This window comes from Deltaproteobacteria bacterium RIFCSPHIGHO2_02_FULL_44_16 (genome assembly GCA_001798185.1).
Lineage (GTDB): Bacteria > UBA10199 > UBA10199 > 2-02-FULL-44-16 > 2-02-FULL-44-16 > 2-02-FULL-44-16.
The window spans coordinates 1-18,609 of sequence record MGRM01000003.1; the positions used below are offsets into that span (position 1 = coordinate 1).

14 protein-coding genes and 1 pseudogene are annotated in these 18,609 nt (G+C 44.2%); 5 read left to right on the plus strand and 10 right to left on the minus strand.

Annotation, left to right across the window (positions count from 1 at the left end):
• Together A3C46_01460 and A3C46_01465 are read right to left on the minus strand one after the other, a co-directional pair.
• Positions 1 to 907, minus strand: a pseudogene (locus tag A3C46_01460) (hypothetical protein).
• Positions 908 to 909: 2 nt separating this feature from the next.
• Entirely contained in the window at positions 910 to 1,158 is a 249-nt protein-coding gene (locus A3C46_01465) for a hypothetical protein (GenBank protein ID OGQ23590.1), read from the minus strand.
• 27 nt (positions 1,159 to 1,185) lie between these two features.
• Here A3C46_01465 and A3C46_01470 point away from each other — a divergent pair, with 27 nt between their 5' ends.
• On the plus strand, positions 1,186 to 1,623 hold the full coding sequence (locus A3C46_01470) for a hypothetical protein (protein OGQ23591.1): 438 nt from the start codon (positions 1,186 to 1,188) through the stop codon (positions 1,621 to 1,623).
• On the opposite strand, the gene A3C46_01475 is transcribed toward A3C46_01470, so the two are convergent.
• From A3C46_01475 to A3C46_01500, 6 genes are all read right to left on the minus strand, one after another.
• Positions 1,620 to 2,435, minus strand: coding sequence for a hypothetical protein (locus A3C46_01475; protein ID OGQ23592.1), 816 nt, complete (start codon positions 2,433 to 2,435; stop codon positions 1,620 to 1,622). The two genes, A3C46_01470 and A3C46_01475, sit on opposite strands and share 4 nt — an antisense overlap.
• Positions 2,392 to 3,138 (minus strand): DNA repair protein RecO, encoded by a 747-nt coding sequence (locus A3C46_01480; protein OGQ23593.1) that lies wholly within the window; start codon positions 3,136 to 3,138, stop codon positions 2,392 to 2,394. Before A3C46_01480 ends, A3C46_01475 begins: the two co-directional genes overlap by 44 nt.
• Positions 3,139 to 3,319: 181 nt before the next feature.
• On the minus strand, positions 3,320 to 4,246 hold the full coding sequence (locus A3C46_01485; GenBank protein ID OGQ23594.1) for a sugar kinase: 927 nt from the start codon (positions 4,244 to 4,246) through the stop codon (positions 3,320 to 3,322).
• A gap of 89 nt (positions 4,247 to 4,335) precedes the next feature.
• Entirely contained in the window at positions 4,336 to 5,199 is an 864-nt protein-coding gene (locus A3C46_01490; protein OGQ23595.1) for a methylthioadenosine phosphorylase, read from the minus strand.
• A gap of 160 nt (positions 5,200 to 5,359) precedes the next feature.
• Positions 5,360 to 6,391: a 23S rRNA (adenine(2503)-C(2))-methyltransferase gene (locus A3C46_01495; protein ID OGQ23596.1), complete on the minus strand. Its 1,032-nt coding sequence runs from the start codon at positions 6,389 to 6,391 to the stop codon at positions 5,360 to 5,362.
• A gap of 283 nt (positions 6,392 to 6,674) precedes the next feature.
• Positions 6,675 to 7,685: a hypothetical protein gene (locus tag A3C46_01500; GenBank protein ID OGQ23597.1), complete on the minus strand. Its 1,011-nt coding sequence runs from the start codon at positions 7,683 to 7,685 to the stop codon at positions 6,675 to 6,677.
• Positions 7,686 to 8,003: 318 nt separating this feature from the next.
• Between A3C46_01500 and A3C46_01505 the strand changes: the two genes are divergently transcribed.
• Positions 8,004 to 8,921: a quinolinate synthase gene (locus tag A3C46_01505; protein ID OGQ23636.1), complete on the plus strand. Its 918-nt coding sequence runs from the start codon at positions 8,004 to 8,006 to the stop codon at positions 8,919 to 8,921.
• A gap of 186 nt (positions 8,922 to 9,107) precedes the next feature.
• Positions 9,108 to 10,085 (plus strand): tRNA dihydrouridine(20/20a) synthase DusA, encoded by a 978-nt coding sequence (locus A3C46_01510; protein ID OGQ23598.1) that lies wholly within the window; start codon positions 9,108 to 9,110, stop codon positions 10,083 to 10,085.
• Here the strand turns inward: A3C46_01510 and A3C46_01515 are convergent.
• Positions 10,026 to 11,399: a hypothetical protein gene (locus tag A3C46_01515; protein ID OGQ23599.1), complete on the minus strand. Its 1,374-nt coding sequence runs from the start codon at positions 11,397 to 11,399 to the stop codon at positions 10,026 to 10,028. The genes A3C46_01510 and A3C46_01515 overlap by 60 nt on opposite strands.
• A 327-nt stretch (positions 11,400 to 11,726) precedes the next feature.
• On the opposite strand from A3C46_01515, the gene A3C46_01520 reads away from it, so the two are divergent.
• Entirely contained in the window at positions 11,727 to 12,353 is a 627-nt protein-coding gene (locus A3C46_01520; protein ID OGQ23600.1) for a hypothetical protein, read from the plus strand.
• Positions 12,354 to 12,418: 65 nt separating this feature from the next.
• Positions 12,419 to 15,733, plus strand: a complete 3,315-nt coding sequence (locus A3C46_01525; GenBank protein OGQ23601.1) for a hypothetical protein — start codon at positions 12,419 to 12,421, stop codon at positions 15,731 to 15,733.
• A gap of 276 nt (positions 15,734 to 16,009) precedes the next feature.
• Here A3C46_01525 and A3C46_01530 read toward each other — a convergent pair whose 3' ends face one another.
• A complete protein-coding gene (locus tag A3C46_01530) occupies positions 16,010 to 18,586 on the minus strand; it encodes an ATP-dependent chaperone ClpB (protein OGQ23602.1) in 2,577 nt (858 codons plus the stop codon).
• Between the last annotated feature and the right edge of the window lie 23 nt (positions 18,587 to 18,609).

Below are 18,609 nucleotides of genomic sequence, written 5' to 3' on the forward strand. Positions count from 1 at the left end.
CAAGATAATCAATGCCACTCAAGGAAGTTTTTAGAGGTGCCCCCAATATACTTCCCACTAACCAAATTTTTCGATAAGCAACTTTATCGCTAAAAAAAATATCCAGATTAAAACCGGCTTTCTTGGAAATTTCTCGAAAAATTGTCAATTGCCCTTCATGGAGGCGAACAGGAGAAGAATATATATTTTGAACAAACGGTGGAATAAATGTTGCGATCAAGCGACTTGTAGAATATTCAAAAATCTCCTCATCATCAGTAGCACCTTCCGTCAATCGATCAATACCAACTGCAAGTAAGGATGCAATAAATTCCCATGCCATTTCAATAATAATATCAGCGGACGCATTGATTGCTAGCTCGATATCCTCAGAACCAATAAATGGAGGAGGATTCCCAAAGTACGGAAGAAATGAACGAACAAATCCGATGACTCCAGATGCAATCATGGCCGTATGAGGATTGATTTTTACATGTCCGTCCAAACTATATCCGATAGATTCAATGACACTTCTTCTGAGCGCTGCAGAACTTATTGGTCCAAAATGTATTGTGGGATCTGGAATCAACCCACAACCAACTATAGTCCCGGCTGCAGCTGCAAGAAAAAGACGTGACGGAATTGAAGCGCCTTGAGAAACATAGGGTTTGTCTGGCACTTCCCATAATTTAAATACATCTACTCCAATGCCAACGATACCGGCTGATCCATTGATTGTTCCAAGAGCATTGGCCACTTGAGGAAGGTCCAGTTTCTCAAATCCAATTTTCAACCCTTCAATAATTGTATAAGCAGCGCTTGCTGCAGGGATATTCCAATAGGAACTTGTCTCATGGTACTGCGGAACAAGATCAAAAGCCGCACGGCCTGCATTCCGAATTGATTGTAATGGGTCGTTAATCGCCATATTTATCCTCTAAATTTATTTTCGGCCTTTTTTGAAAAAAGTTGCTGAAGAATTTGCATGAAGAACTTGCGTCCTGGAAACGTCATCTTGTAATTTAGCATATCATTCCTGCAAAAGCAGGAATTCAGTTCTTTCAATACTGGATTCCCGCCTTCGCGGGAATAACCTCTTTTATGTCGACCTTGAAAAACGACACTTTTCGGTAACAGTACAAAGCGCTTGAGTTTCTCAATCGCTTCCTTTAGCTTCACACAAGTTGCGCCAAGAAAGATAATTCTGTGAAGAAAAAATCCACAAGCAAGAGTTCCAACGAAGAACAACGCTACACCAACATTATTCTCGAGCAGATGCGAGATCAGATTCAGATAGTTGCTGAAGGGCAGATTTCTCTGCGTGATGAACTCATGCATAAAATCGATACCAATTATCGCGAACTAAAAGCTGACAATGCCATAATACAGAAGGCGATTAAAGCTGTTCATGATGAATTAAAAAGCGACATTGGTGACATGCGATCTGACCTGAATGAAGTCAAAGAAGATGTAAAAATACTCAAGGAAGATGTGACAGTACTTAAGAGCGATGTTAAAGTCCTCAAAGAAGATATGAATACCGTCAAAACTGATATGAAAAATCTCTCAACAAAAATGGATCCCATTGTTGTGAAAATTGAAGAACATGATCAGGACATTGCGTTTCTCAAGTCTGCTTCTTAAAGATAAACCGTAAACGTCCAACTCATGCGAAGGACACCATCTTCGAGAAATTTCTCTGGAGGCATCGAAAAAGGGGAAGAAGCGCGAATGGTGCGCAGCGCTTCTTGATCATACGCAGGCATTCCCGAAGAGCGAAGCACAAAAAGTTCAGCCAACTCCCCTTTCTGGTCAACACTCACTCCCAGCACCACTTCCACCGAACCACGTGCAACTTGATTATTTAAAAAATCCTGACGAAGCGCTGGTTCAGGATTCCAAGTGGTTTTAAAAACACGTTTCAGTCGCACGAAATAATCGACGTCAGGATAACGAAGGACATTCAGATAGGTTTTTGCCCCAACGCGAAAATCCGGATAAAATTCCGCCTGCGGGGCTGACGCCCTTTCGTTTCGAGCAAACAATTTTGGGTTTACCTGAAAGAGCTGCGGTTTTTCATTCTTGGGCTGCGCCCTTTCATTTTTTTGTGAGGTCTCATCTCTCTCTTCCCCAGAATCAGTTTCTTTCTTTTGTCCTGTCGAAACTTGTTCCTGTTCAACTGAAGAATCGTACTGTCCAAGAAGCTGCGCATTTTCTGGACGACTTTCAATATCAGGTGGAGAAATATCAGCCAGACGATAGAGTTCTCCATCTTCTTTTAAGGGTAAGAGTTCCACCACTTTTTCTTCTGGAGCTGAATGCGTGTACATGAGAAAAGGTAAAAGGAGAAAAACGAAGAGATGAAAAAGAAGAGAGCCGAGAATATAAGGAACAATTCTCTCCTTTTTTTCTTCATCTCGATGAAACAGTTCTTTCAGAAGACTCAAGAAATGCATATGTTTTTAACCGTTTCCCCAAAAGATGCTCAACATAGCGCGTAAAGTAAAGGTGCACTTCTTTCGCTCCTTTGGTCACTTCACCGCTCCCTTTCACAAGTTCTCGCAGCACCTGTTGACCCTCCGCAGATAACGGAATTTTCTCTTGCGACATTGAAGAGCAGGGCAAACAGAGAAGTCCTGCTGTCTCGGTGGTAAAATGCCAGGTCAGTTCATGATCAAGAGAACGATGACACGTAAAACAACGATCGATCATCGGACTATAACCAGAAAGCGAAAGCCATTGATAGAGAAAGAGCAGCGAACGATCCTCGGTCGGTTCAGAAGCAATAAGCGATTCAATAAATTCTTGGAGGACGTCAAATTTTTGCGCTTCTGGTTGATGCTCTTGCAAAAACGCGAGAGATAATTCAAGCGCTTCGGAAAGAGCACAAATGCGGGGAAGCGATTTCGTAATGCTAAGCGTTGAAATGAGAATATCTGCTGATTCAAGATTTACCAGTGAAGCATTCGGCCGCTTGCGATAATGGAGATTCAATACAGAGCCAGGTTCAAGCGCAGCTCCAAAGCGAAGGAGCGATCGTTTGGACGATCGTGCAATCCCAGAAAGACGACCCGCATCGCGCGAAAAAAAAGTCACGATCTGATCCGCTTCACCATACGGAATGCGCCTGAGGATAATCGCCTGATCGGTTTGGAACATGGAGATACTATACTTATAGTACGAACTCATTTCAAAACATTTTAATTGTAACGGGTCCTGCCGCCTGCGGTGCTCCGGCCCTCCGCTAAAGACGGAGACCTCCCGGAACACGCTCCGGCGTCACCCGCATAATCATCAGTTTTGAAAATGAGTTCTACAAAAAGAGACAAAAATATCTCTTTTATTCAAAAATCGCAGTATCAGGGAAATCAGAGAGGGATTTGAAATCGCGATAGCGACGCTCAATATCCATCGCCGTCAACGTACGCATACGATCGAGACTGAAATCTTCCACTTGAAATGAAGCCATCACACTGCCGCAAATAGCAGCCCGACGAAGATGAGCTTCATCCAAAGCACTCTGCGACTTAGCAAGATATCCGATAAATCCACCTGCGAAACTATCTCCCGCTCCCGTCGGATCAACAATGTGCGCAAGAGGCATTCCAGGAGCAGAAAAGACAAAATCTTGTCCAAAGAGAAGCGCCCCGTGTTCGCCACGCTTTACCACAATCACTTTCGGTCCCCACCCCATCATCTGCGAAGCGGCTTTGGTGACATTTTTCTCGCCCGTTAACATTTTGGCTTCATTATCATTCACAAAAAGAATGTCGACCCGCTCAATCACTTTTTGAAGTTGATCGCGTGTACTGGTAATCCAAAAATTCATCGTGTCCATAGCGACGAGTTTTGGCGCCTTCACTTGTTCGAGAACACTCAATTGAAGTTCAGGATGGATATTGGCCAAAAAGACAAACGGAATGCTTCGATGTTGTTCAGTCAGTTGAGGACGAAAATATTCAAAGACACCAAGTCGTGTCTCAAGCGTTTCTGCATGATTGATGTCGTTTAAGTAATGACCGGTCCAATGGAAGGTCTTCCCTTCTGGAATCATTTGAAGACCAGAAATATCGATCCCTCGTTTTTGGAAAAAAGAGATATGACGTTCATCAAAATCGCCACCTACTACAGCAACGAGCGAAACCGGTGAAAAGAAGCTGGCCGAAGTAGAAAAGTGTGAAGCCGCTCCACCGAGCACGCGATCGCGTTTTCCAGATGGGGTTTCGAGATCATCATAAGCAACTGAACCGACAACAAGTATCGACATATATATTTCCTTTCTCTATAGTCATCCCCGTGAAAACGGGGATCTCAAGTGAACACATGAGATTCCCGCCTCCGCGGGAATGACATCTATTAACGGAGATACTTCCCAACAATCGGCGCCAAATCTTTTTTCGCTTTTGCTGGAATCACTTTCGGATCCGTCATGATGGCGTTCTTTAACGCAGACCGACAGGTGCATCCCTCACCTTCATCAAGTATTTTCAAGACATCCGCAATTGTTTTTTGTGCCTTTGAAACATTTTCTTGTAAACGTTTCACCACCATCTCAACGCTGACATCGCCATCTTCCACATGCCAACAATCATAATCCGTAGAGAGTGCAATCGTTGCGTAACAAATTTCCGCCTCACGAGCAAGCTTGGCTTCCTGATAATTCGTCATCCCAATGACACTCACTCCCCACGACCGATAAATATGCGACTCAGCGCGCGAAGAAAACATCGGGCCTTCAATACAGACATATGCCCCTCCATCATGCACGGCTGCGCCGATTCTTTTTCCCGATATGACGAGCCTCTGTTGAAGACGTTTACACACAGGATCAGCAAAGCTGACATGCGCTGCAATACCATCTTCGAAAAAAGTTTGATGACGCATTTTAGTTCGGTCGACAAACTGATCGACCATCACGAGATGCCCCGGATGAATCTCTTCTTTCATACTCCCCACAGCTGAAGCGGAAAGAATCTGCTGAACGCCAAGCACTTTGAGCGCAAAAATATTCGCACGATAATTAATCTGATGAGGGGGAATGCGATGACCGCGACCATGTCGCGGCAAAAATGCAACAGCACGACCATTCAACGTTCCAAGCATGATCGCATCAGACGGTTTTCCAAAAGGAGTTATCACTTCTCGCTCTTCGGTAATTTCAACTCCGTTCATCTGATACAGCCCACTGCCGCCGATGATACCGACTGGTGCTTTGTTCATGTTGCCTCCACTATGACCAAACTGATTCACATTTTCTCTCGGGGTACAGACGCTGCGGTTATGCTCCTCGCGTCTTCTGTTTCCATCGGCGCGATTTTTTAGATCGCATCGACGCGCCTCAGTCAAAGGCCCCCTCCGAGAAAATCTTCACCAGTTTGGTCTATCGTCTCAACTTTGCTGTGGCGAGCTGCCCACATGCTGCCAAAATGTCGCGACCGCCGCTGATGCGCACAGGAGCGGTAATGCCATGTTCTCGCAAATAATCGCTCCACCACTGATATGTTTCCATCGATGGCCGCTTATAATCACAACCCTCAAAAGGATTCATCGGAATCAGATTTACTTTGGCGAGAATTCCATCGAGCAATTTCACTAACCGCTCTGCATCTTCACGCTGATCATTCACTCCTGCAATGAGCACATACTCAAATGTAATCCGATGACGCGACGTTTCAGCATATTCGCGGCAAAATTGCATGATGTCCTCGATCGGATATTTTTTATTTATCGGCATGAGCTTATCGCGCAACTCATTTGTCGTTGCCGAAAGCGAAATCGCAATTTTCACATCATGACGTTTACAAAATTCTCTCAGTTGAGGAAGGAGTGCAGAGGTAGAAAGTGTAATTTTTGTTTTGCTGATCTTAAAACCCTGTGGATGAGTCATAAAATCGACTACATCCGCGACGACTTTCCAATTGGCAAGTGGCTCCCCCATCCCCATAAAGACAATATTGGTTACCGGCGCTGACGCCTTTTTCATCACCAAACGAAGTTGGCTTGTGATTTCACCGAGCGTTAAATTTCGAATGAGTCCCATCTTTCCAGTGCGACAAAAATCGCAGGCCATCCCGCAACCGACTTGGGATGAAAGACATGCGGTTAACGAGCCACGCACTTCAGAAGGGATCAGCACGCATTCAATCTTGGCGCCATCTTTCAACTCGCAGAGAAATTTTTGGGTTCCGTCACTGGCGGTTTGAACATCGACACATGTCAGCGCATCGAGGGTGAATCGTTCTTCTAAACGAAGACGGGTCTCTTTGGAGAGATTGCTCATATCATCAAAAGAATCGACGCGACGCTGATAGATCCATAAAAGGAGCTGAGAAGCTGTATACGGAGGAAGGTCCATTTGAACCACAAGCTCCGAAAGCTGCGGGATGGAGAGATCGGTGAGAAATGATTTCATAAAAGTGAGTTTCAACTATCTAATGAATTGATCCATGTCAAGTATTTGAATTTTAAGTTATTTTAAGCGTCAACATAAAAAATAATCTGTAATCTTAGGCCTTGTTTGCAAAGAGTGTCATCGCGAGCCCAAAGGGCGTGGCGATCTGACCGAAGGTCATCCTGAGGCAAAGACGAAGGATCTCCCGGAGATCCCTCGCTTCCGCTCGGGACGACACTTTGTGTCGGATTGCTTCGTCGCCCCCAAGATTCGTGGGGGCTTCTCGCAATGACATACAGGGGCTTTACAAACAGGTCTTAGGTCTCACGAGAAGAATCTGCGCAGCAGTGAACGCCGTCACCTGAAAGGAATCGATACAAGCTGGAGCCAATAAAGAATATCCAGCATCGAGCGTGAGGGTCTCCTCATTATTTTCGAGAAGCACTTGTCCCTGCAGAGCAACAACAGCGACACATGTTTTCTCTGTGCTCACCTCAAAGGACATCCCCTCTTGTGGAAGCCAGAGTGATTCAATTGAAAACGGATCTGCATCGAGAAGCATTTCGAAATAAGGCTGAGGTGGAAAATGAGCCTGTCGACGAAGACGAGAAACGAAATCTTTCCCGTAAGATTCATTCCAGTTCGTTTCCTCGAGCGCACGTTCAAGATGAAGCTCTCGTTTTGGCTCTCGATTCCAATCAAAATAACGAAACGTCGTTGCAGAACTTTGTTGAATTTCAGCAAGCAGAATTCCTCCCCCGATTGCATGGGGCGTATGCGGTTTTATACGATACGTTTCTCCAGGATGAACTTCGACAAAATGAACGGCTTGCCCCCCTTTCCCATTTTTTAATGCGGCGGCAACTTCTTGACGACTGAGCCCTTCCTTGAAGCCGAGATAAATACCGGCTCCAGGCTTCGCGTCCATAATATACCAAGCTTCCTCTTTTCCCCGTTCGCCCGGACGAGCGGTGATGTCAGAAGGATGAACTTGAAAGGAGAGAGGATGATTCGGAGCAGCATTTAAAAATTTTACGAGAAGAGGAAATTTCCCTTTCGTCGCGGCAGCAAGTTTTTTTCCTAAAATTTTTTCGGGAAATTCGGCAATAAGCTTTGAAAGCAAAACTTTTTGATCATTCCACATCATAAAACTCGGAAGGCTTGGATGCGTTGAAATCTCCCATGATTCCCCAATCTTTTGTCGGGGAATTTTCTTTAAATGAGAGATTTCCTCACCCCCCCAAGGCGTACGATCAGGCGAAGTAAAATTTTGAGACTCCAGTCGAAAAAAACGATGTGGAAAAACCGAAGACATAATCTTTTAAATAATCCTCGAAATTGTTCATCTCTATACTACAACTACTTTACTCGAAAGAATATTGCCATCACTCTTCAACAAAAAAAATTTTGAAACATCCCCCCCCCCTCCGACGAAAACGGAATTGAAAATCGGTGTTTCCCCTCTATTGCGCTCAGGTTTCCCCTTTTGAATCTAAGCCTTGGGTTTCATACAAGGGCCAGAACCTCCTATAGCCCACTTGATTTCTCAAGAAAAAATGATCTAAAGGCCTTAAGCATTATGAAAAGAGCATCAGCCGATCATCAGAAGGAACCTCTCCTCTCGACTGAAAAAATTCGAGCAGAAATTTTGCGACTTAAAAGGGACCGAAATGCTCTCTTTCTCGCCCACTATTACCAAGACTCGGAGATCCAGGATTTGGCTGATATTTTGGGAGATAGTCTTGCTCTGGCGCAGGCTGCGCAGAAAACTGATGCTGAAGTGATTCTTTTTTGCGGTGTTCATTTTATGGCAGAAACCGCAAAAATTTTGAATCCCGAAAAAATTGTCATTCTTCCTGATCTCAATGCAGGATGTTCACTTGCGGCCTCTTGCCCTGCTCCACTTCTGAAACAATGGAGAGAAGAGCATCCTGATTATAAAGTGATCTCCTATATTAATTGTTCCGCTGAAGTGAAGGCTCTCTCTGATGTGATCTGCACTTCAAGTAACGCGAAGAGAATTGTTGAATCATTTGGAAAGGAGCGCAAGCTCCTTTTTGCTCCAGATAAAAATTTAGGTGCTTGGTTGATAGATCAACTCGATCATCCGATGGAACTCTGGCCAGGGGCATGTCATGTCCATGAAGCGTTTCATGCAGAAAAAATTCTGGAAACAAAACTCACACATCCTGATGCTCTTTTTATCTGTCATCCCGAATGTGAGGCGCCTGTTCGTTTTCACGCCGATTTTATTGGTTCGACCAGTGCGCTTTTACGGTTTGTGATTGAATCCCCCAAAGAAAAATTTATCGTCGGAACAGAAGCTGGAATTATTCATCAGATGCAAAAGAGAGCCCCAGGAAAACAATTTATTCCTGCTCCTTTCACGTCTGATCGAAGCTGCAACTGCAATGAATGTCCGTATATGCGACTCAACACCCTTGAAAAAACTTATACAGCTCTTCGTGATCTTCAACCACGCATCGAAATGGATCCGGTACTTTTAGAAAAAGCACGCATTCCATTAGAAAGGATGTTGAGATTAAGTTAGAGCTTTCTCAAAATAAATATGTTGAAAAAGTCTCTCGGAGGCGACCTCTCACTACGTCAAAAATACTCACACGCCGGATTTTTGCCTGCGCTTCAGCCTGCTGTGCATTGAGGCTTCGTTTCCAGCGTCTGAAGACGCCGCTCGAGGCTCACCTCCTGCGGCCTTTTTCAACGTGCAAATAATTTTATGAAAAAATCTCATCTTATCAGCATCGCCCCGATGATGGACTGGACCGATCGGCATTATCGCTACTTCATGCGACAGATCACGAAGCGCACATTGCTCTATACGCCGATGATCACCACGCAGGCGATTCTTCATGGCGATCGCAAAAGACTGCTCGATTATTCTCCGATCGAACATCCGCTCGCACTGCAACTGGGCGGCGACAATCCTCGCGATCTTGCGGCATCTGCTCGCATTGCAGAAGAATGGGGATATGACGAAGTGAATTTAAATGTCGGATGTCCGAGTGATCGTGTGCAGGAGGGAAATTTTGGTGCGTGCCTTATGGCGAAACCAGAGCATGTGGTTGAATGTATCGGGGCGATGAAAGCAGCGGTGCAGATTCCGGTAACGATCAAACATCGCATCGGCATTGATGACATGGATAGCTACGAACACATGGCTCAATTTGTACGTATTGTTTCAGAAGCAAACTGTGACGTATTTATCATTCATGCTCGCAAAGCCTGGCTTCAGGGGCTAAGTCCCAAAGAAAATAGAACCGTTCCTCCTCTTCGTTACGATGAAATTTATCAAGTCAAAAAAGAGTTTCCTCATTTGAGCGTTGTCCTCAACGGAGGGGTTCGATCACTCGAAGAGATGCAAAAACATCTTCGAAGTGTAGATGGAGTGATGATCGGTCGAGCTGCGTATGAGGATCCCTATCTTTTCGCAGATGTCGACGAGCGTTTTTTTGGCGAAAAAAAGAAATGCCCCTCTCGAAAAGAGATCCTCCAGAGAATGCTTCCTTATATTGAAGAGAATGTGACGCAACATGGGCTTAGCATGAAGACTATGACACGGCACATGCTGGGCCTCTTTCACGGAGTACCTGGAGCGAGGACGTATCGACGCCTTTTATCAGATGGAACTCCTTCGCTAGACCAACTCAAATTCCTTCAACTTGCTGTAGAGCGTGGTACGCCCCACATCGAGTAATCGAGCTGCTTTGGATTTATCGCCACCAGTCGTTGTCAGCACATGTTCAATGTAAAGCCGTTCAGCTCTGAATGTATAGTCTTTCAATGTTGTCATGGTCTGGTCCATGGTTGGCAACTTCGCCTGAGCGCGATGATCATACTGTTCACCCACTCCATTAAATGCCCAGACCGGAAGATGTTCGAATTCTACTGTTTCGGTCGGCGTGAGAATAATGAGACTCTGCACCACATTTTCGAGCTCACGCACATTCCCTGGCCAACGATATTCAAGCAAACGATCGAGCGCTTTGGGAGCAATATATTTTAATTTCCCTTTTGCATGTTTTTTCAAAAAATGTTCCACAAGCAGAGGAATATCTTCTTTGCGATCACGAAGAGGGGGAATGATAAATTGAATCACCCGAAGGCGATGATAGAGATCCATACGAAATTCCCCTCGTGCCACTTTTTCTTCAAGACTATCATTGGTGGCAGAGATGACCCGGAAATTCACTTTAATCGTCGCGTCTCCTCCGAGACGAGCAAATTCTCTTTCTTGAAGCACACGAAGAAGTTTTGCTTGAAGATCAAGTTTTAAGGATCCAATTTCGTCGAGAAAAATATCTCCTCCGTCGGCAAGTTCAAAACGTCCGATGCGGCGCGAAAGCGCACCCGTATAGGATCCTCTTTCGGCCCCAAAAAGTTCTGCTTCAATGAGATTGTCGGGAATAGCAGCGCAATTCACCGCAATAAAAGGACGTCGAAGATCCTTTTCATTTCGATGAATAATACGAGCGACCAATTCTTTTCCGGTCCCTGACTCTCCGGTAATTAAAACATTCGCTTGGTGACCGCAGAGTTGTTCTGCTTGATGAAGCATCTGACGAAAGGGTTTATGCCTTGTTACAAGCGTTGAAGAAAGATTTTTTGGGTTTTGCGATTCAATAAGAGCTTCATAACGCTCTTGAGTTTTGTAGTTTTTCTTTACGACTTCTAAAACTGCTTGAAGTTTTTTCAAATCAAAAGGTTTGCTTAAAAAGTCGAGTGCCCCTTCTCGAATAGCATCAACGACAATATTCAAATCCCGTTCCCCGGAAAGCATAATGACATTCACTTCAGGATGCAGAGATTTAATTTTTTTCAAGATATCGATTCCATTTTCTCTCCCCAAACTGACATCAAGAAGAATGAAATCGAGATTTTCTGTTCCCAGAATTTTTAAAGCATCGGCAAGTGTATTGGCTGTAAAAATTTCAAAAAGATGACCAGCCTGAGAACGAATGGAAAGTAAAACATTGGAATCATCATCAACACACAAAAGTCGTTGCATCATTTTTCCTCCTCTTTAACTCTATGGATAAAGCAAAGATCATACCAAGGTTGAGATTCTAAAAGTTTGTTGTTTTTTGCAGGATTAGAGATGAAGAGCAAATGCTTTTCGGAATATAGAACACTTTTTGTTCTTTTTTCAGGAAAAGTGTCTTAATTTCAGTACACATAAAAGATCATTAAATTCAGTATTTTGCTCTGAAGAAGAAATGTAAAAAATGAAGTTTTTCAAATATGAGTATTTTATCAGGGTTTGGCATTGCTCTCTGAATGATCTTTCGCTACTAAACTTTATTACGTCTTCCACATAAGCGTCCGAGTGGAGACATGGATGGGAGCCATGCCGACACATCGCAGCAAAAAGGTGTCCCCAAAAAAGCCCTCTACGGCTTCCATAAAATCATCTCACGAAAGTGTTCCCTCTTTTCTCATTTCAACTCAAAGTAATACCGCTGCTATTGTCACCACAGAACAAGGCTTTGTTTTTTCCTATTGGGATATCGACCATACCACCCTTCAAAAAGCGATTGAACAACTCGGACCATCATCCAAACTTCTTCTCCGTTTTTACGATATCTCACAAACGACTGATCTTACAAAAGCTCCTAAATGGGATCTTGAAATTTATGATCGAAATGGAAATTGGTATTTGAAACTGGACAATCTCAATCAGCGTCTCTGCTTTGATGTTGGCATTAAAAATCGAGACGACCAATTTCGTTCCCTCATCCGCTCAAATGTCATGTCACTGAAAAAAAACCATTTAATGTCAGATCCAAAATTTACCCAAAGCACTGACCCGACGTTTGCCAGAGAAATTTCTCCGAAACGCCTTTTTGGTCCTTATTTCTATGAACTTTTTGAACAGGGACGCCTTCATGAAATCGTAAATTCGAGTTTAGAAGCTATTTTTCATGATATGAAATCGATTCTAAAACAGGCGGGCCTTGCGTTTTAGTCTATCCCCTTGTTTTCAAAAAATAATTTGTCACATCACTCTAAATCCAGTAAAATACAAAAACTATGGGGCAGCTTCATTCTTTTCCTTCCATGCCAGGCGCTGGCACTCTTGTTGGAGGAAAATATCTTTTACTTCAGAAACTTTCCGAAGGTGGGAGTGGCGTTGTCTGGAATGCAAAAGATCCTGACGGAAAACTGGTTGCTCTCAAATTTCTGAAATGGTCGCCACTGAAATCAAAACAAGATACCGCAAACCATTTCAAACGTGAATTCGGTATTTTGAAAAGTCTTTCGCACCCACATATTGGTAATATTTATGACTTCGGAATAGATAATGACTCAGCACTTTATTTTTTCACCACAGAACTTTTTACCAATGGAGATTTGAGAAAATTAAAAGATGCTCCTATCGCGAGCATTGAGCGTGCTCTTCTTCAAACTCTGCGTGCACTTGAATATCTTCGTAATCAAGGTCTTCTCCATCTCGATCTGAAGCCACAAAATATTTTGGTAAGAAAACTTGGGAAAAATCCCGATGTTGCTCTTATCGACTTTGGTCTTGCCACGTTTCGTCCTTCTGATCGTCCCGGAGGGACCCCCAATTACATGCCACCGGAAGTCATTGTGAGACGACTTCCCGACGTCTCCCCACAAAAGTTTTGGCCTGCACCCGATCATCGAAGCGATCTTTATTCTCTCGGAATCACCTTTTATTATCTTCTGACAGGGGTTCTCCCTTTTCAGCAAAAAACAGAGATCGGAGCGATTGATTCCAAAGCGACGATGCGAGCACATTTTAACGTGACTCCTCCTCCCCCTTCTCAAATTCGTCCCGAAATTCCAGCGTATCTTGATCGCATTATTTTGAAACTGATGGCGCATCATCCGGATGATCGATATCCAACCGCCTCCGTTGCCGCACAAGCAATTCAATTTCGAAGTCCCCGCCGTCATTCACCTGAAACACGCGAAACACTTCTTGCGTATCTCCCTAAAGAAGGAAAGTTGATCGGAAGACACGCTGAGCAAACACTTGCAGACAATCTTCTCTCCTCAGTTGCTGAAGGGAAACCGCATGCTCCTCCTCTCCTCATTATTCTCGGAAAACATGGGACGGGGAAAAGTCGTTTTCTCTCTTCACTCAAACCCCATGCCCAACAACTGGAGATGGAAGTAACACTGCTCAATGCTGCGGATGAACATCACGTGTCCCACATTGATCACCTTCTCGAATCGACAGAAAAAACATGCACTCACACGCTTCTCTTGGATCACCTTGAAGCGCTTTTTACATCTGAAACTGCGACGAATCCTTTGCGAGAAGGGCTTCATCATTTGATCCGCCATCTTCAGCTGCAACAACGCATTGCGGATAAAGAAGGAAAACGTTATTTTTTAGCATTAACGCTCAACCCAGAAATAATTTCGTGGGATGAGATACGCCGAACATTTGAACTCCATGAATCTCAATATACACTGTTAGACTTGAAAAATTTCACTCATGAAGAAATGACTGAATACCTCAAAACACTGCTAGGAGAAATTCCTGATCCCCGCATCATTGAATCTCTTCGAGATGTTACTGAAGGGAATCCTCTATTTGTCACTGAACATCTTGAGCAAATGATTTCCCAAGGGAAACTCTTTACCCTTGCCGGACGACCCGATGCTGAAACGCTCAACATGCTTGATCTCAACTTCAAACATGCGGGACCTTCACCGTCGCTCAAAGAATCTCTTTTACAAAAAATCCGGGAACTTCCTGAAGAAGCACAGAAGATTGCAGAACTGCTTGCGTGTTTTCATCGCCCCGCAGCACTTGACGAACTGGAAGCTTGCGCGCCTTTCATGAATGCAGGACGTCTCTTTTTAAAACTTGTTGAAAAAGGATTTGTAACACGAAATCGCGAGGCAAAATATTTTTTTTCCAATAGCATGACTGGACGCATTCTTGAAGATGCTCTCCCACGTCCTCAAAAAGCCGAATTGCATGACGTTATTGCTTCCTTTCTCAAAAAACAAAAAGCATCTTCCCATGAATTGGATATTCATTTAGCTCACGCTTCACGGTGGGAAGAACGTCTCAACGCGCTCCACCGTCTCGTGGATCGGGCGCTCGAACACAACGATTCCTTCATGGCAATTGAACATCTGCAAACCATTCTACGCGAACTTCCTCAACCAGCATGGAAAGCTGAAGCGCGAACGCTTATTCTTTTAGGGCAAACGTATCTCCGCTCAAATCAGCGACAAAAAGCATTGGAAACATTTCAACGTCTTCATGAAATCAAAGCTCCACCACCATTGAAACAAGAATTCCGCATTCGTTCCTACGAACACATCGGTCTTCTCTATTTGAATGCGCTTGATCTTTCAAAAGCACAAAAAATGTTTGAAGAGGCTTTAGAACTTCTGGAAAACGACGAAAAACATTTGATCTGGAAAGTGCGCCTTCAAAATTGTCTTGCCGCTGTAAGTCTTCGAAAAGGAAACGCAACCGAAGCAAAAGAAAGATATGAACAAACACTTCACTTTGCGGATCGTGAATTCACAAAACGAGAACGTGGAGCCATTCACAATAGTGAACTGGGGCAAGCCCTGCTCGCCTCTGGAAATGCAAAAGAGGCCATTCCTCTTCTGAAGAAAGAACTTGAGAATGCACAATCGGTTCATCATGTGGAACGAATGGCAAACCGTCATTATTTGCTGGGAGCCGCGTATCGAGATCGTTCCGTAAAGAAAATAAAAAAAGCGACTGACCATTATTTTAAAGGATTAGAGCTCGCAAAATCTCATCATCTTCTCGATCTGCAAGTACGTATTCACAATGAACTTGGAAATGTTTCCGCTGAACGAACAGATTATACAAATGCGGGAGTGCATTACCGTACAGCTCTCCAACTGGCACAACAAATCGAAAGTGAAACGGTCAGTGTTGAACTTATGGTCAATTTGGGATTTACGCTCAGCCATTTGGGACAAGTTGCTGAGGCGGTTGAATATTTAGAAGCAGCACTCGATTTTGCTCATGGACCGAAAGGAGCTGCTTCTGGTTTCATCCGACAAAAGCGGATTGAAATATTGATTACGCTTGGTGATTCTCTTTATCGTTTAGCAGAGTTTGAACGAGCTGAAAATTATCTTCAACAAGCTCTCTCTCTTCTTCCAGAAAAAGAGATCGATATTGGATTACAGTACAGTTTGTACGGAACGCTTTCTGAAGTCTATCTTGCTCAAGCGAAACGACATGAGGCTCATGAACTTCTTCCTTCTCTTCGCAGTCTTGTCAAAAAACTTCCTCAAGCTCGCGATCATTACCGCTATTTGGCGAAACAACTTCTCCCTTTAGAAGAACCATCAGATCAAAGTCTTGCCTAGTAGAGTCTCAAACTTAAATAGACCTCTTGCGTAACCCTGGGTGACACTCGTTGTCATTGCGAGCCCGAAGGGCGTGGCAATCTCCTCTGTTTACTCGGGAGATCGCCACGCTTCGCTCGCGATGACATCCAAGTGTATCTCTTTGAAAACAAAAACTTTATAGGCTGGATTCTATTGAGGTTATGCAAGAAGTCTAATGAGCATGCTCATTGCGTTCATGGTGAGCCTGTCGAACCATGAACAGTTCATCCTTCGACAAGCTCAGGATGAGCATCACTAAAAAATCAATTCATCTCCACGAGCATCGATCTTGACCGTCATTCCCTCTTTTATTTTCCCTTCGAGGATTTTATTCGAAAGTGGATCTTGTACATATTTCTGCAATGCCCGCTTCAAGGGTCGCGCACCATACACCGGATCCCAACCGTGCTTCGCAAGAAGGGCTGTCGCCCTTTCTGTGAGGTGAAGTGAAATTTTTCTTTCTGCGAGCAAAGTTTCAAGTCGTTGTAGTTGAATCTCGACAATATGCATGAGATGTTTTTCGTCCAGTGAATGAAAAACAATCACATCGTCGATACGATTCAAAAACTCAGGTCGAAAATGTTGCTTCAGTTCTGCTAACTCTCTCTCACGAACCTCTTCTTCGTTTTCACTCTTTGACGTCATATGTCGACTTCCAACATTTGAAGTCAGGATCAAAATCGTATTCGTGAAGTTCACAGTTCTCCCTTGTCCATCCGTAAGTCTTCCATCATCGAGAACTTGAAGCAGAATATTAAAAACATCGGGATGCGCTTTTTCAATTTCATCGATAAGAATAACCGCATACGGACGACGACGGATGGCTTCGGTGAGATATCCCCCCTCTTCATAACCGACATATCCCGGCGGAGCACCGATAAGACGCGCAACCGAGTGCTTCTCCATAAACTCACTCATATCGAGTCGCACCATGGCGTGCTCATCATCAAACAAAAATTCCGCCACGGCTTTCGCCGTTTCCGTTTTTCCAACGCCTGTAGGACCAAGAAAAATGAATGAACCAATGGGCCTATTCGAATCTTGCAGCCCTGCACGTGATCTACGTACCGCATTTGCGACTTTGGCGAGTGCCTCCTCTTGTCCCACGACTCGTGCACGAAGCCTCTCTTCCATATGTAAAAGCTTCTGCATCTCTCCTTCGAGCATGCGGGAAATCGGAATTCCGGTCCATTTCGCCACGATCGCAGCAATGTCATCAGCGGTGACATCTTCCGTGAGCATCTTTTTATCTTTTTGAAAAATTTCCAATTTTTTCTGAAGTGATTCAAACTTCTTTTGAAGTTCAAGAATAATTCCATATTTGAGTTCAGCAGCGGTCTGAAGATCTCCCTCTCGCTCAGCTCGTTCTTGATCGAGTTTTGCTTTCTCAATTTCTTCTTTGACTTTACGAATCGAAGTAATGATCTCTTTCTCTTGTTTCCAGTGGGCTTTTAACCCCTTCGATTTTTCTTTTATGTCAGCTATTTCTCGCTCCAATTTTTGAAGTCGTTCTTTACTGGCAGCATCATTTTCTTTTGCAAGAGCAGTTCGTTCGATTTCACGCTGCATAATCGCACGTTCGATTTCATCGATTTCAACCGGCATCGACTCAATTTCAATGCGAAGCTTCGAAGCTGCTTCATCGATCAGATCAATGGCTTTATCAGGAAGAAAACGATCGGCAATATATCGGTGAGAAAGTGTCGCCGCGGCGATAATCGCTGCATCTTGAATTCGAACACCGTGATGAACTTCATATTTTTCCTTCAAACCTCGCAAAATAGAAATAGTGTCTTCAACCGAAGGCTCACCGACATAGACTTGCTGGAAACGCCGCTCGAGCGCTGCATCTTTTTCGATATGCTTTCGATATTCGTTGAGCGTTGTCGCGCCCACACAACGCAGTTCTCCTCGTGCAAGAGCAGGTTTCAGCATATTCGACGCATCAATCGCTCCTTCGGCTCCTCCAGCCCCCACGAGTGTATGCAACTCATCGATGAAAAGAATAACTTGTCCTTCTGAAGCCGTGACTTCCTTCAGCACCGCTTTGAGTCGATCCTCAAACTCTCCGCGATATTTAGCTCCTGCAACAAGTGACGCAAGATCAAGGGTGATTAATTGTTTCTCTTTCAGCGTTTCAGGGATGTCCCCCTTGACAATGCGCTGAGCAAGTCCTTCGACAATAGCGGTCTTTCCAACGCCCGGCTCACCGATCAAAACTGGATTATTTTTTGTTCGCCGAGAGAGGACATGAATCACACGACGAATTTCATCGTCGCGGCCGATAACCGGATCGAGCTTTCCTTTGCGAGCAAGTTCGGTCAGATCACGTCCATATTTTTTGAGGGCCTGATATTTTGCTTCAGGATCTTGATCCATCACTCGATGTGGACCTCGAACTTCTGCGAGAACTTTCAGAATAGTTGTAGGAGTAGCTCCATATCTCTGAAGGAGCGCAGCTGCTTTGCATTCTTTGATCGCTACTATTCCCAAAAGGAGATGTTCGGTAGAAACAAATTCATCTTTCAGTTTTTCCGCTTCTTGAAAGGCTTGTTCAAAAACTTGATTCAACGAACGTGATAAAGAGACTTGTCCTGTGGTGGCTCCTGTCACCTGAGGAAGATTTTGGAGGACATCTGACAATTCCTCTTCAAGACGAGCCATGTTGATCCCAATTTTTTTCAATATTGCAGGAACAAGTCCCTCTTCCTGCTGAAGAAGGGAGAGAAAAAGGTGTTCGGGAGTTAACTCCTGTTGATTTTGTTTTCCCGCAATTTCCTGAGCTTTTTGAAAAGCTTCCTGGGCCTTGAGTGTCAATCGGTCAAATCGCATGCTTTCTCCTTGAGTTGCCCTTT

Bases quoted from the DNA above. Each gene is read 5' to 3' on its own strand.
- A3C46_01495 (OGQ23596.1), bottom strand. From the start codon at position 6,391: ATGAAATCATTTCTCACCGATCTCTCCATCCCGCAGCTTTCGGAGCTT.
- A3C46_01515 (OGQ23599.1), bottom strand. From the start codon at position 11,399: ATGATGCAACGACTTTTGTGTGTTGATGATGATTCCAATGTTTTACTT.
- A3C46_01510 (OGQ23598.1), top strand. From the start codon at position 9,108: ATGAAAAAATCTCATCTTATCAGCATCGCCCCGATGATGGACTGGACC.
- A3C46_01485 (OGQ23594.1), bottom strand. From the start codon at position 4,246: ATGTCGATACTTGTTGTCGGTTCAGTTGCTTATGATGATCTCGAAACC.
- A3C46_01525 (OGQ23601.1), top strand. From the start codon at position 12,419: ATGGGGCAGCTTCATTCTTTTCCTTCCATGCCAGGCGCTGGCACTCTT.
- A3C46_01500 (OGQ23597.1), bottom strand. From the start codon at position 7,685: ATGTCTTCGGTTTTTCCACATCGTTTTTTTCGACTGGAGTCTCAAAAT.
- A3C46_01475 (OGQ23592.1), bottom strand. From the start codon at position 2,435: ATGCATTTCTTGAGTCTTCTGAAAGAACTGTTTCATCGAGATGAAGAA.
- A3C46_01490 (OGQ23595.1), bottom strand. From the start codon at position 5,199: ATGAACAAAGCACCAGTCGGTATCATCGGCGGCAGTGGGCTGTATCAG.
- A3C46_01480 (OGQ23593.1), bottom strand. From the start codon at position 3,138: ATGTTCCAAACCGATCAGGCGATTATCCTCAGGCGCATTCCGTATGGT.
- A3C46_01530 (OGQ23602.1), bottom strand. From the start codon at position 18,586: ATGCGATTTGACCGATTGACACTCAAGGCCCAGGAAGCTTTTCAAAAA.
- A3C46_01520 (OGQ23600.1), top strand. From the start codon at position 11,727: ATGGGAGCCATGCCGACACATCGCAGCAAAAAGGTGTCCCCAAAAAAG.